16 protein-coding genes are annotated in these 14,560 nt (G+C 45.7%); 13 read left to right on the top strand and 3 right to left on the bottom strand.

Translation table 11 applies throughout. From position 1 onward, the window contains the following. Positions 1–18 precede the first annotated feature (18 nt). From OCU60_RS16855 to OCU60_RS16845, 3 genes are all read left to right on the top strand, one after another. Positions 19–204, top strand: a complete 186-nt coding sequence (locus OCU60_RS16855) for a hypothetical protein (protein WP_139302157.1) — start codon at positions 19–21, stop codon at positions 202–204. Positions 205–537: 333 nt separating this feature from the next. Further along, complete coding sequence (locus tag OCU60_RS16850) at positions 538–1,131, top strand: lysoplasmalogenase family protein (RefSeq protein WP_074374714.1); 594 nt, start codon at positions 538–540, stop codon at positions 1,129–1,131. Positions 1,132–1,264: 133 nt separating this feature from the next. Continuing rightward, on the top strand, positions 1,265–1,852 hold the full coding sequence (locus OCU60_RS16845; RefSeq protein ID WP_074374715.1) for a YhgN family NAAT transporter: 588 nt from the start codon (positions 1,265–1,267) through the stop codon (positions 1,850–1,852). 35 nt (positions 1,853–1,887) lie between these two features. Here the strand turns inward: OCU60_RS16845 and rsmD are convergent, their stop codons facing one another. After that, entirely contained in the window at positions 1,888–2,490 is a 603-nt protein-coding gene (gene rsmD / locus OCU60_RS16840; RefSeq protein WP_074374716.1) for a 16S rRNA (guanine(966)-N(2))-methyltransferase RsmD, read from the bottom strand. Between the two features lie 242 nt (positions 2,491–2,732). Between rsmD and ftsY the strand changes: the two genes are divergently transcribed. The 6 genes from ftsY to glpG all read left to right on the top strand — a co-directional run bounded on the left by ftsY (position 2,733) and on the right by glpG (position 8,470). Continuing rightward, positions 2,733–3,980: a signal recognition particle-docking protein FtsY gene (gene ftsY / locus OCU60_RS16835; protein WP_074374717.1), complete on the top strand. Its 1,248-nt coding sequence runs from the start codon at positions 2,733–2,735 to the stop codon at positions 3,978–3,980. Between the two features lie 166 nt (positions 3,981–4,146). Next, positions 4,147–4,821 (top strand): cell division ATP-binding protein FtsE, encoded by a 675-nt coding sequence (gene ftsE, locus OCU60_RS16830; protein WP_074374718.1) that lies wholly within the window; start codon positions 4,147–4,149, stop codon positions 4,819–4,821. Next, on the top strand, positions 4,811–5,794 hold the full coding sequence (ftsX, locus tag OCU60_RS16825; protein WP_074374719.1) for a permease-like cell division protein FtsX: 984 nt from the start codon (positions 4,811–4,813) through the stop codon (positions 5,792–5,794). The genes ftsE and ftsX overlap by 11 nt, the downstream gene beginning before the upstream one ends. A 171-nt stretch (positions 5,795–5,965) precedes the next feature. Next, a complete protein-coding gene (rpoH, locus tag OCU60_RS16820; protein WP_074374720.1) occupies positions 5,966–6,820 on the top strand; it encodes an RNA polymerase sigma factor RpoH in 855 nt (284 codons plus the stop codon). A gap of 398 nt (positions 6,821–7,218) precedes the next feature. Beyond that, complete coding sequence (glpE, locus tag OCU60_RS16815) at positions 7,219–7,542, top strand: thiosulfate sulfurtransferase GlpE (protein ID WP_074374721.1); 324 nt, start codon at positions 7,219–7,221, stop codon at positions 7,540–7,542. 91 nt (positions 7,543–7,633) lie between these two features. Beyond that, positions 7,634–8,470 (top strand): rhomboid family intramembrane serine protease GlpG, encoded by an 837-nt coding sequence (glpG, locus tag OCU60_RS16810; RefSeq protein WP_074374722.1) that lies wholly within the window; start codon positions 7,634–7,636, stop codon positions 8,468–8,470. Between the two features lie 81 nt (positions 8,471–8,551). Here the strand turns inward: glpG and OCU60_RS16805 are convergent, their stop codons facing one another. Next, the gene (locus tag OCU60_RS16805; protein ID WP_074374723.1) at positions 8,552–8,962 is read right to left on the bottom strand and encodes a flagellar basal body-associated protein FliL; all 411 of its coding nucleotides are present in this window, start codon (positions 8,960–8,962) and stop codon (positions 8,552–8,554) included. 131 nt (positions 8,963–9,093) lie between these two features. Here OCU60_RS16805 and OCU60_RS16800 point away from each other — a divergent pair, with 131 nt between their 5' ends. Together OCU60_RS16800 and ubiA are read left to right on the top strand one after the other, a co-directional pair. Beyond that, a complete protein-coding gene (locus OCU60_RS16800; protein WP_315972120.1) occupies positions 9,094–9,657 on the top strand; it encodes a chorismate lyase in 564 nt (187 codons plus the stop codon). A gap of 13 nt (positions 9,658–9,670) precedes the next feature. Then, a complete protein-coding gene (ubiA, locus tag OCU60_RS16795; RefSeq protein ID WP_074374725.1) occupies positions 9,671–10,531 on the top strand; it encodes a 4-hydroxybenzoate octaprenyltransferase in 861 nt (286 codons plus the stop codon). Positions 10,532–10,673: 142 nt separating this feature from the next. Here ubiA and plsB read toward each other — a convergent pair whose 3' ends face one another. After that, entirely contained in the window at positions 10,674–13,097 is a 2,424-nt protein-coding gene (gene plsB, locus OCU60_RS16790; protein WP_074374726.1) for a glycerol-3-phosphate 1-O-acyltransferase PlsB, read from the bottom strand. A gap of 228 nt (positions 13,098–13,325) precedes the next feature. Between plsB and OCU60_RS16785 the strand changes: the two genes are divergently transcribed. Both OCU60_RS16785 and lexA read left to right on the top strand, forming a co-directional pair. Next, entirely contained in the window at positions 13,326–13,688 is a 363-nt protein-coding gene (locus OCU60_RS16785; RefSeq protein ID WP_074374727.1) for a diacylglycerol kinase, read from the top strand. Positions 13,689–13,780: 92 nt separating this feature from the next. Further along, complete coding sequence (lexA, locus tag OCU60_RS16780; RefSeq protein ID WP_074374728.1) at positions 13,781–14,404, top strand: transcriptional repressor LexA; 624 nt, start codon at positions 13,781–13,783, stop codon at positions 14,402–14,404. Positions 14,405–14,560: the final 156 nt, after the last annotated feature.

The raw sequence follows: 14,560 nt of genomic DNA, 5'->3' as shown, positions 1-14,560 counted from the left end.
TATAAAATGTTATTTAACTTGTTGATTTTTATTTATAATATTACTGTTGAGGGGTGGTTGTTATATAGCCTTGTTGGTTTTGGTTGTTTAGGTGGTTCTATGGTTTTTATGGGGCTTTTTAAGCAAGAAAACGGTCTATTTATCGATGCATTTGACAGTGGTTATCAAATTGAACGTCGTGAACGTCATTTTTCAGTGGTCTGATGTGTTTTTTTATCGGTTATGCCCGAATTTTAACTTGTGTTTTTATTTTTTGAGGTTTTATTTTAAATAATTGTTTATAATGGTGTTTTTATCTTAAGGTGTTCTGCTTGTGACATTTAAAACGGGTTAAATGTTTATCTGTTTGTTGGGGTTTTTTGCTAAAAATTAGGGTTCATTCATTTCTCGTCATTTTTATGGTTTTTTAGCGGATTTTTACGGTTTTTATATCGTGCAGGTTTACTTCTTTACCCAGATCCAAGTTTTTGACGTCATCGGTGGATTTCTCATAAAACGGCTATAAACTAGCAGCTGTTCAACACGAAGGTAGCTTGTATGCAGGAAAGCCATGTCGGTCACCAAAACAGACTCTCTTTTTATTTGGGGCTCATTTGTACCACAGTATTACTGGTTTTGATGTGGAGCCTTACGTCAGAATGGCGTGCTTCAATTGTCTGGAGTTCAGTCGCATTATGTTGCTGTCTGATTTTTACTTGGTCTTTTGTCGGGAAAACTAAATCTCGCTTATCTTTTTCCGCTTTCCTATTGAGTTGCATCGCTTTCAGCTTGGCCTTTTGGCAACATATTTTGTCTCCGATCCAGTGGTGGTTGCCGGTTACCCTGATCGCGCTTGGTATTGTTCTCTATTTGCTTTTCCTGCCTTATATCGATAAACGAATGACCGTTGTTGCTGTTTTAGGCACGGGTCTACTCGGGCTGATTTGGTCTGCCAGTGGCTGGTGGCTTCAGGCTCGCAGTTGGAGTGCTTTGGAAGCTTCTGTCGGTGCCACGCTATGGTTTGTCGTGTTTTTTCGGGTCATGGTTTATCCCGGTCAAAAAAAGGTGAATCAACTCTCTTTAGTCACGACCTGCGGGTTTTTAGTGGCATTATGTCTGCTTGTTGTTGCGATATTGCCAGCGTATCCCTGAGTTGATTCTTTGGGTGCTTCTGACAGATGGAAGTGACCGAATACAGAGCATTCCGACGAGCTCATTCGGACGTCGAAATCTTGCTTGCAGGTTGTTATACTCCGTTTTTTACTGAACCGTCTGAGATGTAAGTATGGAAATTATTTCCGTCGCGACCATGATGTTTTTGATCATGGATCCGCTTGGCAACCTCCCTATCGTGCTTGCGATATTAAAACACCTCGACCCGAAACGACGACGCATCGTGTTGATCCGGGAATTGTGTTTTGCACTACTCATTCTGATGATTTTCCTGTTTGCCGGCAAAAACATCCTTGGTTTCCTGAAAGTGGCACCGGAGACGTTGAGTATATCCGGCGGTGTGATTCTGTTTATCATTGCCATTAAGATGATTTTCCCCAGTGCCGGTTCAATTACGGGTCTGGCTGCTGGCGAAGAACCTTTTATCGTACCGATGGCTGTTCCGATGATTGCCGGTCCGTCTTTGATCGCATCGTTACTGGTATTTTCTACACAATCGCCAAATGACTTACCAGAGTTGGCGTTGGCTGTTTTTCTGGCATGGTCCGGCACTTCAGTTATTTTGATGTTTTATGACTTTTTCCACCGGATTTTAGGCGAAAGAGGTTTGAAAGCAGCCGAGCGTTTGATGGGATTACTCTTGGTGATGGTTTCAACGCAGATGTTTTTGGATGGCATCAAAAGTTATGTGGCAGGCTGAGTCTGTTTCAGGCCCGCCATTGGAAAAGCCCCGTTTTAAGGGGCTTTTTGGTATAAGCGATAGCAAACTTGTCCGGCAATTTTTTCTCGGTAGAGTTGCCAAGATGCAGGAATGGCGGCGACTGGCCATTCTTTTTCACTCTCGATATAAATCATTGCCTGTTCGTGTAACCATTGGTTGCTCTCCAGTAACCGGAGTGTATCCTCTAGTAGCCCTTGTCGGAACGGTGGGTCGATAAACACAATGTCGTAGGCCCTTTCTGGCGGCGTTTGGGCGAGATAAAGCAGCGTATCGCTCTGAATGACTTGGAGTTGCGTTGCTGACAGCGCCTGCTGATTTTTCTTGAGTTGCTGAAATGCGGCTGGGTTTTTCTCAATCATCGTCACGTGTTCAGCCTGACGTGATGCCGCTTCGAAGCCCAGACTCCCTGAGCCGGCAAACAGATCGAGACAACGGGCTTGAGGGATATCGGTCGCCAGCCAGTTAAACAGGGTTTCTTTGACTCTGTCTGTGGTGGGTCTGAGACCTTCAGCATCATGAACCGGCAGTTTTCGGCCTCTCCACAATCCACTAATAATCCGAATAAAGCCTGATTTGTCTTTTTTTTGTGACTGGTTTGGCTGACGATGTTTTCCCATGATTTTTTGACCGAAAATAAAGTGTTAATATAGCCGCCCGGCCTGTGTTGTTGCAGACGGGTGAAGGTACGAATTGAAGCATGATGAAGTTTAACAGCCTGAGTTTAGATTTTTCACGGCTTTGTCATTTTTCTTTTCTTGAGCATATCAATATTCTGAGAAAAGTATGATACCAATGACGTCATCAGTAGAACTGGTATTATAACGTTTTGAAGCGATGAATAAATCTAGGATATTTCCAGATGACAGAAAAAAAGAAGCGTGGCCTGCTGTCATGGCTTGGTTTTGGTGATGATGAGACTCCCAATGAAAAAAATGATCTGACTGAAACAACGACCGATAGCGATGTTGGTGAAGATGTCCCTGAGGCGGAAGAGTCTTTGGCAGATGTTGCACCGACAGATGTAGCGCCGACAGAGGAAAGCGCGGCCAGTGAAGTAGCAGAGCTTCCTGAACGTCAAATCGAGGTGGAAACGGATCGTATCCAGGAACCGAGTGAAGCGAGTGAAGCAGACGCTGTCCCGGCAGCACCGCAACCCGTGAGAGTTGCCGAACAGGAAAAACCGACCGAAGGCTTTTTTACACGTTTAAAAAGAAGCCTGAGCCGGACCAAAGCTAATATCGGTGCCGGATTTTTTGGTTTATTCAAAGGGAAAAAGATCGATGAAGATCTTTTCGAAGAACTTGAAGAGCAGTTGTTAGTTGCCGATGTCGGTATGAATACAACGGTCAAGATCATCAATAACCTGACAGAAAAAGCGAATCGCCAACAGTTAAAAGACGGTGAAGCATTATACAGCTTGCTGAAAGAAGAAATGGGAGAGATTCTCTCTCACGTCGAGCAGCCTTTAGTGATTGATGAGCAGAAAACCCCTTACGTGATCCTGATGGTCGGTGTCAATGGTGTGGGGAAAACGACAACCATTGGTAAGCTGGCGAAACAATATCAGATGCAGGGTAAAAAGGTCATGCTTGCTGCCGGGGATACATTCCGGGCCGCTGCCGTTGAGCAGTTGCAAATCTGGGGGGAGCGTAATCAAGTGCCAGTGATTGCCCAGCATACCGGCGCCGATAGTGCCTCCGTGATTTACGATACCATTGAAGCTGCCAAGGCGCGGGGTGTCGATGTGGTCATTGCTGATACTGCCGGACGATTACAAAATAAAGGCAACCTGATGGAAGAGTTGCGCAAAATTGTACGCGTTATGAAGAAGCTTGATGAATCGGCGCCTCATGAGATTATGCTGACCTTAGATGCCGGTACCGGCCAGAACGCGATCAGCCAAGCCAAATTATTCAGTGAGGTTGCACCAGTGACGGGGATTACCCTGACAAAACTGGATGGAACTGCCAAAGGTGGGGTGATTTTTGCGATCGCTGATCAGTTTAAAATCCCGATTCGCTTTATTGGCGTCGGAGAAGGCATTGATGATTTACGTCCTTTCCAAACGGAAGAGTTTATTGAGGCGTTGTTCAGTCGGGATGAATAGCAGCAGTGAGATCAATCGTTCAGGTCATGCCTGTGAATAATGATCGTCAAACTGGGATCGTCAAACTGGCGCGGTTCAAAACTGACGATGCTGCAAACAGACTGTTGTAAAGAAAGTATATAGACGGGCAACAAACATGGATTATGCTTGAGGAAGGGGATAGCGAGTGATCAGGTTTCAGCAAGTGAGTAAAGCCTATCGAGGAGGACGACAAGCCTTACAAAAAGTCGACTTCTACCTCCGTCGTGGGGAAATGGCATTTGTTGGTGGGCATTCAGGTGCTGGGAAAAGTACATTACTGAAATTGATTTGTGCTATCGAACGCCCGACTGACGGGCGGATCCATTTTAACGGACACGATATTACACGTATTCCAAATCCCGATATTCCGTTTTTACGGCGTAATATCGGGATTGTCTTTCAAGAACACCGGTTGTTGATGGATCGCAGCGTGTTCGATAACGTGGCACTCCCAATGCGGATTGAATCGATCTCTGAGAATGAGATCAAAAGACGCGTCTCAGCGGCTTTGGATAAAACCGGACTACTGGATAAAACGCGTTGCCTGCCGAGTCAGCTTTCCGGCGGGGAACAGCAGCGTGTCGGTATCGCAAGAGCGGTGGTGAATCGGCCGACTTTGCTATTGGCTGATGAACCAACCGGTAATCTCGATCCGGATTTATCCAACCGGATTCTTCGCTTGTTTGAGGAATTCAACCGGGCAGGTGTGACAATTCTTCTTGCTACACATGATATTAATCTGGTCAATTCCCGTCCGATGTATCGTCATCTCGAGTTAAATCAGGGTTTCTTAAGCGAGGTTGAAGATTATGGCAACTAAGCCGAAAAACAAACGCGCCTCCTCCAACTCAAAGAAAAAACGCGAACAAAAGCGTCCGCCTCGCGATCACTTTCTGGCAATACATTACAAGCAGGCGAAGTTGTCTTTTCTGGCCCTTTGGCAGCAGCGACCGATGGGAAACTTACTGACATTGGCGGTCATCTCGATGGCGTTAACGATGCCTGCCTGTCTGTATCTGTTAAGTAAAAATGTTGCTTCGGTTGCCAGCCATGTTGCTACGCCTTCGCAAATCAGTGTTTATCTTGAAGAAGGGACGCCGGAAGCTCGGGTGATGGTGCTGAAAGATGAAATAGAAGTGCGTCCGAGCGTTCAAAAGGTTGAATACATTTCTCCGCAACAAGGGTTGGCCGAAATGAGCCGACATGCGGGGTTTGAGCAAGCGATCAGTCTGTTGGATGATTATGCATTACCCGGGGTGATCGTGATTACGCCTACGGTGAACAATCAATCCGAAGTAAAGCAGTTAGCTGAAAGTCTTCAGCATGAGCAGAATGTGACGGATGTGCGCCTTGACGAAGATTGGCTGACACGTCTGGATGCGATCGAACATCTGGCGACAATGGTTGTCGTGTGCTTGTCATTGCTGATGTTTGCCGCTGTGTTCTTAATTGTCGGGAATACGTTACGTTTTAATGTGTTAGCCAACAAAGAAGAAATTCAAACGATGAAACTCATCGGAGCGACAGATGTGTTTATTCTGCGTCCTTATCTGTACTCCGGCATGTGGTTTGGTTTTCTCGGTTCAGTCAGTGCATGGCTATTTACGGCTTTGCTGACTATATTATTCAATGGTGCAGTGAATCAGATTGCAACACTCTACGACAGTCAGTTCCGTCTGTTAGGATTAGGCTGGGATGAATCTTTGCTACTTCTGATGGTCGGTACATTACTCAGCTGTATCGCAGCCAAGTTATCGGCACAACGACATTTGAAAGAAATTGAACCTGTGTAAAAAAGACGTGTCTTATCTCCTGAAATGCATAGTGAGTAAAAGTGGGAGCTTGACTTCCGATAGAAAATTGTTTATCTGTATCTGTTGGACTTAACTCGTAAGCAACAAGATGATAGAGTCCTACATAAATAGGTTGAGTACACTCTTAATCAGAAATTGATGAGGAATTGAATGACAAACCATACGTATCCAATGGCAGCTCTGACAAAAGATAGCCTGGACAGCTATATCCGTTCTGTGAATAGTTATCCGATGCTGAGTGCAGAAGAAGAACATGAGCTTGCGGAACGATTATATTACAAAAGTGAAATTGAAGCCGCGAAAGGTTTGATTCTGTCGCATCTTCGTTTCGTCGTTCATATTGCTCGTGGTTATTCCGGTTATGGATTGCCAATGGCAGATCTGGTTCAGGAAGGTAATATCGGCTTGATGAAAGCAGTCAAGCGCTTCAATCCTGAAGTTGGTGTTCGTCTGGTCTCTTTTGCTGTGCACTGGATTAAAGCTGAAATTCATGAATATGTACTTCGCAACTGGCGTATTGTCAAAATCGCTACAACGAAAGCGCAACGGAAACTTTTCTTTAATTTAAGAAAATCGAAAAAGCGTCTTGGTTGGTTTAACCATAGTGAAGTTGAAACGGTTGCGAAAGAGCTGGGTGTTGAACCGTCAGAAGTTCGGGAGATGGAATCTCGTTTGGCGGCTCAGGATGCGACCTTTGATATGTCTGTTGATGACGACGAAGGCAATGCAGCTTCAGCGCCGGTCCTTTATCTCGAAGATAAAAATTCTGATGTTGCTGAAAGCTTGGAAAGCACCAACTGGGAACAGCATACCAATCATCGTCTGTCGTTAGCGATATCGAGTCTGGATGAGCGTAGCCAGCATATTGTCCGGTCTCGTTGGTTGGATGAGCCCAAAGTCACTTTACAAGATTTAGCCGATAATTATGGTGTATCCGCTGAGCGCATCCGTCAGCTGGAAAAAAATGCCATGAAGAAACTGAAGGATGCTGTCGGAGAAATGTAGACATTCATTTTTCTCAGCAAGACCAAATTCAGAAACCGGGATCCCAGCGATCCCGGTTTTTATTTTTTGATCCAAACCTGTGCAGTATTGTCAATATCATCCTGTGGATAAGTCTGTGTTTAAATGATTGACTTACGGTGTATGAGACGTCATTACCAAGCGCTGAACGGATTGTTTCGCTTGGGGATATCAAAAGATTTACACACAGTAAAATAAAGATCATCACTACATCTTGTGGATCATTTTCACTCTGACTACTTTATCAACACAATTCACAGCTTTATCCACTGATGGTGAAAAAATGATCAATCATGGATAACCCTTGTGATTCGATTGTATTGATAGGACCTGAATAGGTTACAATAGGATTCACCGATAGAGTGCGGGAGTGATAAATCATGGAGCAATTTCAACATATTGATGTTCAGGGGGCGCTGAACATGATGCAAGAGCTGGGCGCAACGTTAGTCGATATTCGTGATCCCCAGTCGTTTGCCGTGGCACATGCTGAATCTGCGTTTCACTTGACCAACGATACGATCAATCAGTTTATGGCCGATATTGATTATGAGCACCCGGTGCTTGTGATGTGTTATCACGGTGTCAGTAGTCAGGGCGCGGCACAGTATTTGATTAATCAGGGGTTTGAAGCGGTATATAGCATTGATGGTGGTTTTGAAGCTTGGCATCGGGCGAATTTACCGGTCTCATCGTTGTCATAATATCAGCGCCCTCAATGGCCATTGTGAGCGCATAACATGACGTTGTGAATCATCCAATGTTCCCACTATTCGACGAAGAAGAGACAGAGATATGATGCGTCTGATTACGATCGATAATCCTCGTTTGGGGCAGGCATTTATCGATTATATGGCTTTAAAGCATATAGAGATTGTGATGGTACCGGACGTAGAAGCAACGTTCTGTTTATGGTTAGTCAAAGATGAACACTTGCATGAAACCGACATCGAGCTGAAGCAGTTTTTAGCACACCCTGAAGACCCGAAATATAGTGCGGCATCTTGGCAGACCGACGGCAAGCAAAAACCATTATTTCGTTACCGTTCACCAAGTGTTTTACAACTGTTTTATGCCAAAGCCGGTTATATGACATTAGGCGTGTGCTTATTGTGTATCGTTGTTTTTGTGCTTCAGATGTTTGGATTGCAACAAACGATGTTCAATCTACTCCATTTTCCCACCTCTCAAACTGGCGCTTGGCAGATCTGGCGTTGGGTTACACCGGCTTTTCTGCATTTTTCTATTCTCCATATCATTTTTAACCTGTTGTGGTGGTGGTATCTGGGGGGCGATCTCGAAAAACGTTTGGGCGCTTGGAGACTGGCTAACCTATTGGTGTTGTCTTCAGCCGGATCCGGGATCGTACAATATTGGAGTGATGGCCCGGGGTTTGGTGGCTTATCCGGTGTGGTTTATGCGTTGGTCGGCTTTATTTGGATGTTCGGCTGGAAGCGACCTGAACTTGGATTATCGATTCAGAAACCGCTACTCGGTTTCATGCTGATCTGGTTAGTGATTGCTTTTGTGCAGCCCTTTATGCCCATTGCCAATAGTGCGCACGTGGCTGGATTGTTGATTGGAATGGGACTCGGACTGTATGAAGCTAAGCGAGCCCCGGTAAACGTATAGGTAAACAAACTCGTGGAACCTTGCCGGACAGGTTGGCGGTCTCTTGTGAGCAGATGGTAGCAGATGGCCTCTGTGCGGCGTTTACTGATAAATATATTTAGTAAATAGCAAATCAGCGACGATAGAACGTCCCGTTTCCGGCAAAAGCAAATCATTGATTTTTTTCACCAACATCTTTCTCAGATCTTCTCTTCCCGCAAGAGAGCGAATCGTATCAGCGGTCTGTTTCCCCATCAGCTCGACCACCGTATCGCGAATCAGTGGTTGATGCTTTTCGATGATCGGCAGATCTGAATTACTGGCAACCATAATCTCGATACGGACTTGAATATATCCAAGCTCTTTCCCTTTGGTAAAGAAATTGGTGGTGAGATCGGGTTCCAGCGTAAAATAGGCAAGTTTAGGTGCGCCTGAATCCTCAGCCGCATGGCTAAGCGAGACAGTGCATAGGCCTGTCATGAAAATGATGAGGGCTAAATAACGTTTCAGCATAATAATGTTATAATCTGACAAAGGTTGATGATATTCGAATCGCTCTGATCTTGTTACAATAGTTTACCCGTTGATAACAAAGCTGACAGCCTTCGACATTCGCTTCAAAACAATATCCTAATCAGGATATTATGCAATCACAAAGGCATTCACATAAAAATAGTAGTATGCATCAATCAGTTTCGCCTTATCTACCGCTATTAAACCAGATAATTTGGCAAGAATGCGGAAATTTCTATTTTCCGACGCCAAAGATTAGACAATGGTTACAAGAACAGGGATCGCTTTCCCTGTTGATGAAAAACTATTGCCATTCCCTCTCCGTTGATGTACTCCGGCATGACTGGGTGGATAGGGCCTGTCTTTCTGTGCAAGAGCAAAGCTTGTTGTCTTCTCCTCAACGATGTCTGATCCGTCAGGTGTTATTGTCGGGAGACAACACACCATGGGTGATTGGTCATACGTTGATTCCGCGACTGGACAAGAGTGACTTATCGAATCGTCTCTTTCAATTGGGAGCGAGTTCACTGGGGGATTTTGTGTTTCAATCTGAGGATGTTCAACGAGATGCGTTACAGGTCGCAAAAGTAGACACTGAAGATGGCGTATTGTGGGCGCGTCGCTCAAGGCTATGGATGGCTCATCAACCGATGCTTGTCACTGAACTATTTTTACCTGACGCCCCGTGTATGTGAAGGAGAACAAAGAATGACGGTATCAAAGGCAAAAGCATACTGGCAGTTGATGCGGATGGATCGCCCCATCGGCTCTTTGCTGTTGCTATGGCCGACGTTATGGGCATTGATTCTTGCTGCCGAAGGCATTCCGGATCTGAATGTGCTGTTTGTATTTGTTCTTGGGGTGATTTTCATGCGGTCTGCCGGCTGTGTGATTAATGATTTTGCGGATCGTCATGTTGACGGTCATGTTCAGCGCACACATATGCGTCCCTTACCGGCTGGCCTCGTGACCGAGAAAGAGGCGGTCGGCTTATTTCTTATTCTGTCGTTGTTCTCGTTTGCGCTGGTTCTGACGATGAATAAACTCACCATTCAGCTCTCTTTTGCTGCGATTGTATTGGCGTTTATTTATCCTTTCATGAAACGCTATACACATTTACCTCAGGTTTTCTTAGCACTGGCTTTTAGCTGGGCGATTCCGATGGCTTGGGCGGCCCAGTCAAATAGCTTACCGGGCGTGGTATGGTTTATTTTTCTGATTAATTCGGTCTGGACGGTGGCTTATGATACACAGTATGCGATGACCGATCGGGAAGATGATTTAAAGATCGGCGTGAAGTCAACCGCTGTTCTGTTTGGCCACTTTGATAAGCTGATCATTGGTGTTCTCCAACTGATCACGTTACTGATGCTGATTGGCGTGGGTGTGATGTATCAGTTGAGTGCCGCGTTTTATTGGAGTGTGCTGATCGTGAGCGGACTATTTGTTTATCAACAGCATTTAATTCGACATCGGCAGCGAACCCTGTGTCTACAAGCATTCTTGAACAACAATTATGTCGGCATGGTGATTACTGCGGGTTTGCTGGTTTCCATGTGGTCCCATTGAGCCGTACATGAAACGCGGCAAGAAAAACGGCATCAAATGATGCCGTTTCTTTTTGCCCGGATGATCCCGAGCCTCAATGTTTACCTCTAACACAGGTTCACCCAGCATCGATTCATCCGACACAGGTTTACCCAGCACTGATTTACTCAATCAGATAGATGCTCTCTCTGATGGTTAAGCGGATTTCAGGATAGAGCAAGGTGAACATCAGTTCAGACAATTGCTGACACTTTTCCGCACAGAGTTGCTGATCATGATTGAGATAATCCTGCTGTTTCAGCGTGGTCATTAAGGCCGTAAATACACCTTTATCAAAAAACTCCGGTGCATTAATACCATGGAGCCGTCCCAGCCGACGGGCGATTTCCTGACTATTTTTTTCGAGCTCGCTTTTCGTCATATCCGGTGTCGAGACCAGTAAATTTAACGTAATCGCATAACGCTGTAGTGTTTCGGAAATCGTTCTGCCGAGTAAGATTAACACTTGTGTTTTGGCCGGATTGATCGACACCGTGTCATCTTCACATTGGATTAATTCCTGACGCTGTAGTTCGCACAGATAAGCATCAATATGATTGTTGAGTGCTTCCGGTTGGAAACTCAGGAACAACTCTTGCTTGATGAATGGATAGATAAGCGCCACATAATTGCGCAGCGTATCGAGCGATAGCGATTGATGGCTCACCAATATCTGAGAAATCAGTGACGGCAATGCCAACAGATGAATAATATTGTTTCGATAGTAAGTCATCAGAATCGATTGATGTCGATCCAGTGAGATGATTTCACCAATACTGTCGGATTCGATAAGAAACTTATCGAGAGACGTCGCATGTTCCACCAATGTCTCAGCACTATCTACCGGAACGGTCATCGTTTCCGAGTAAGGGACATTGCGTAACAGTTCAAGATAACAGTCGATCTGTTTGATCAAGTTTTCCCGGGCCAGCGCACGCTGACGGGAAGCGAGCAGCGCGGTTGCACATAGCGTCATGGCATTTGCTGCCGCAGCATCATTGACACGGGTCATTACTTTGGTGGCGAGTTGATTGACAAGCGGTGTAATCCACTGAGGACGGCTGCTCCCAACCCGATCAATATCTTTGGTCCAGTCAGGCACTTCCTCATTCAAAAACTGGTTGAGCAAGATGGGTTCGCCAAAATTGACATAACCTTGGCCGAAGTTCTTCAGTTTACGAATTGTCCGGATCACCAGACTGGCATTTTCTTTTTCTTTCTGCTTACCGCGCAGTTCTTTGGCATAGGTCGAAACTTCCATGACATGTTCATAGCCAATGTACACGGGCACCAAAGTGACAGGGCGGTTGAGACCTCTTAACATGGCTTGGATCGTCATCGCCAGCATTCCCGTTTTGGCGGGTAGTAAGCGTCCGGTTCGCGAGCGTCCCCCTTCGCTGAAATATTCAACGGAGTATCCTTTCGCGAACAAGTCAGCCAGATATTCGCGGAAAATCGTCGAATAAAGCTTATTGCCTTTAAAACTGCGTCGGATAAAAAACGCCCCGCCGCGACGGAATAACGGCCCTGCCGGGAAAAAGTTCAGATTCAGCCCCGCAGCAATATGGGGAGGAACCATCCCTTCGTGATAGAGCACATAGGACAATAACAGATAGTCCATGTGACTCCGGTGGCACGGCACATAGACAATTTCATGGCCATCTTGAGCCAGACGGCGGACACGCGCCGCATTGTGCACATTGATCCCTTGATAGATTCGGTTCCAGAGCCATTTCAGCAAGCGATCACTTTTACGCACGAGAGAATAAGAGAAGTTTGCTGCGATCTCATCCAATATTTTCAGCGCTTCTTTCTGCGCTTTTTTCTGCGAAATATTTTTGGTTTTAACTTCGTCATTAATCGCATGGCGAATGGCTTGGGATTGCATCAACCGTTGCAATAATACTTCACGTTCCGGCAGTTGCGGCCCTGAGGCTGCCAGTTTCTGGCGTGAAAAATGAATCCGGGCGACCCGTGCAACTTTATGGGCAATGGCGGCATCCGTGCCGTGGCTGTCTGCCATATAGCGCAGAGAAACCACAGGGCTGAAACGCACTAAGCAGTCTCTGCCGGACAGCAATACCGCTTTGGCCTTTTGTGGGCCGTTCATGGGTTCCAGATAAGCTTTACTCTGGTTTTCTTTGCCGGGTTTTCTGCCCCACAGGACGGATGTCGGCAGTAACTGAATATCAAGCTCAGAATTGGCTTGATGCAATGCAAGTAACTCTGTGAACTGAGTGACGGAGCCGTATGGTACATCGTCATCGCTGCGAATCAGCGTTGGGCGGGAGGCAATAAAAATATAACGCGTGAGTTTTTTACCATCAATTTCTAAAGGTTGAAATGGATCCGGTAGCCCTAGTTTCTCCGTTTGCTGTTTTAAAGTCAGCAGATCGACGGTCGATTGAAACGGGAGCGCATAGACGATGGGCTTCTCCAGATCAATATGGTGATCTGCGATGGGATCGGCAGGAACAACCGTGCTCTTGGTCAAAGCAGATACAGGGATAGTTAATAGCGAACGTGATACTGATTGTCGGACTGACATAAAAGCTCGGACTCTCAAGAATGAATAACGAAATAGGGACCAGATTGTCACAATATCAATCACGTCAACCTAGTCGCCGGAATGTGGTTTAGAATAACAGAAACAGGGGCAACCTTTTACTATTCACGACTATTTTTGTGTACCACTACAGTTCTCTGCCACCGTCGTGATAGGATTCTTTCTGCTTGTCCAGATGTCCCTATTCACACTCATTAATCGGAAAAATATATGCAACAGAAACCCGCTCAAGGTGTAACACGTATATTGAACGCAGCGAAATATTCCTATCAGGGCATTCGTGCCGCGATCACTGGTGAAGCTGCTTTTCGGGAAGAGTTGATCGTGTGCCTTATCCTGATACCGATCGCCTTGTTCGCCGATGTGACCCAAATCGAACGCTTACTGCTCATTAGTTCATTGCTGGTGGTTTTGATCGTGGAGCTGTTGAATAGTGCGATTGAGGCAGTTGTCGATCGCATCGGGTTTGAGCACCATCAATTGGCGGGACAGGCCAAGGATATGGGGTCTGCAGCCGTATTACTCTCGATTTTCATGTCGCTCTATATCTGGGTCGATATTTTTGTATTCTAAGTCTTTCAAAGACTGGGTTTGAAAGATTCACTTTTCATTTATCAGAATACTGGATATACTCACAGTTAACTGTATAAAAAGACAGGTGAATTATGAAGCCTTTAACACCACGCCAACAACAGGTCTTTGATTTGATCAAAAGCCGGATTGAAGATTCCGGAATGCCACCGACTCGCGCTGAAATTGCCAAAGAATTGGGGTTCCGTTCTGCCAATGCGGCTGAAGAACATTTGAAAGCGCTTGCGCGTAAACAAGTGATTGAAATTGTTCCGGGCGCTTCGCGTGGCATACGCATTCTGCTCAATTCAGCGCATGATTCGGTTGAAGAGGGTCTGCCACTGATTGGCCGCGTTGCCGCGGGTGAACCGATTCTGGCGCAGGAACATGTGGAAGCACACTATCAGGTCGATCCCGCCATGTTCAAACCTCAAGCTGATTTTCTGCTGCGAGTCCATGGTGAGAGTATGAAAAATATTGGCATCATGGATGGTGATTTGCTGGCCGTGCATAAAACGCAGGATGTCAGAAATGGTCAGGTTGTGGTTGCCCGTGTCGAAGATGATGTCACGGTGAAACGACTTGATCGCCAGGGCGCCAAAGTGTTGTTACATGCGGAAAATGAAGACTTTACTCCCATAGAGGTGGATCTCACTTCTCAGGAATTGACCATTGAAGGGGTCGCCGTCGGAATTATCCGGAATACTGATTGGATGTAACTGACCGATTGGATGTTGCCGATCAATTGAATGTAACCGATCAATGGTGAAATAGATGGGCACACATCTGACAGCGCAAGTTATTGAGAATGGATCTCAATAGCTTGCTAATGGAATTGATATTCATTATCATCTAAGCCGACTTTAGAGGATAAT

It is taken from the genome of Vibrio spartinae, from assembly GCF_024347135.1.
In the GTDB taxonomy this organism is placed as follows: Bacteria; Pseudomonadota; Gammaproteobacteria; order Enterobacterales; family Vibrionaceae; genus Vibrio; species Vibrio spartinae.
The sequence above is the reverse complement of the archived record's forward strand: the minus strand, read 5'-3'. Positions and strand labels throughout refer to the sequence as shown.

Excerpts from the sequence above, each read along its gene's own strand:
- OCU60_RS16850 (WP_074374714.1), top strand. The coding sequence starts at position 538 with ATGCAGGAAAGCCATGTCGGTCACCAAAACAGACTCTCTTTTTATTTG.
- OCU60_RS16845 (WP_074374715.1), top strand. The coding sequence starts at position 1,265 with ATGGAAATTATTTCCGTCGCGACCATGATGTTTTTGATCATGGATCCG.
- rsmD (WP_074374716.1), bottom strand. The coding sequence starts at position 2,490 with ATGGGAAAACATCGTCAGCCAAACCAGTCACAAAAAAAAGACAAATCA.
- ftsY (WP_074374717.1), top strand. The coding sequence starts at position 2,733 with ATGACAGAAAAAAAGAAGCGTGGCCTGCTGTCATGGCTTGGTTTTGGT.
- ftsX (WP_074374719.1), top strand. The coding sequence starts at position 4,811 with ATGGCAACTAAGCCGAAAAACAAACGCGCCTCCTCCAACTCAAAGAAA.
- rpoH (WP_074374720.1), top strand. The coding sequence starts at position 5,966 with ATGACAAACCATACGTATCCAATGGCAGCTCTGACAAAAGATAGCCTG.
- glpE (WP_074374721.1), top strand. The coding sequence starts at position 7,219 with ATGGAGCAATTTCAACATATTGATGTTCAGGGGGCGCTGAACATGATG.
- glpG (WP_074374722.1), top strand. The coding sequence starts at position 7,634 with ATGATGCGTCTGATTACGATCGATAATCCTCGTTTGGGGCAGGCATTT.
- OCU60_RS16805 (WP_074374723.1), bottom strand. The coding sequence starts at position 8,962 with ATGCTGAAACGTTATTTAGCCCTCATCATTTTCATGACAGGCCTATGC.
- OCU60_RS16800 (WP_315972120.1), top strand. The coding sequence starts at position 9,094 with ATGCAATCACAAAGGCATTCACATAAAAATAGTAGTATGCATCAATCA.
- ubiA (WP_074374725.1), top strand. The coding sequence starts at position 9,671 with ATGACGGTATCAAAGGCAAAAGCATACTGGCAGTTGATGCGGATGGAT.
- plsB (WP_074374726.1), bottom strand. The coding sequence starts at position 13,097 with ATGTCAGTCCGACAATCAGTATCACGTTCGCTATTAACTATCCCTGTA.
- OCU60_RS16785 (WP_074374727.1), top strand. The coding sequence starts at position 13,326 with ATGCAACAGAAACCCGCTCAAGGTGTAACACGTATATTGAACGCAGCG.
- lexA (WP_074374728.1), top strand. The coding sequence starts at position 13,781 with ATGAAGCCTTTAACACCACGCCAACAACAGGTCTTTGATTTGATCAAA.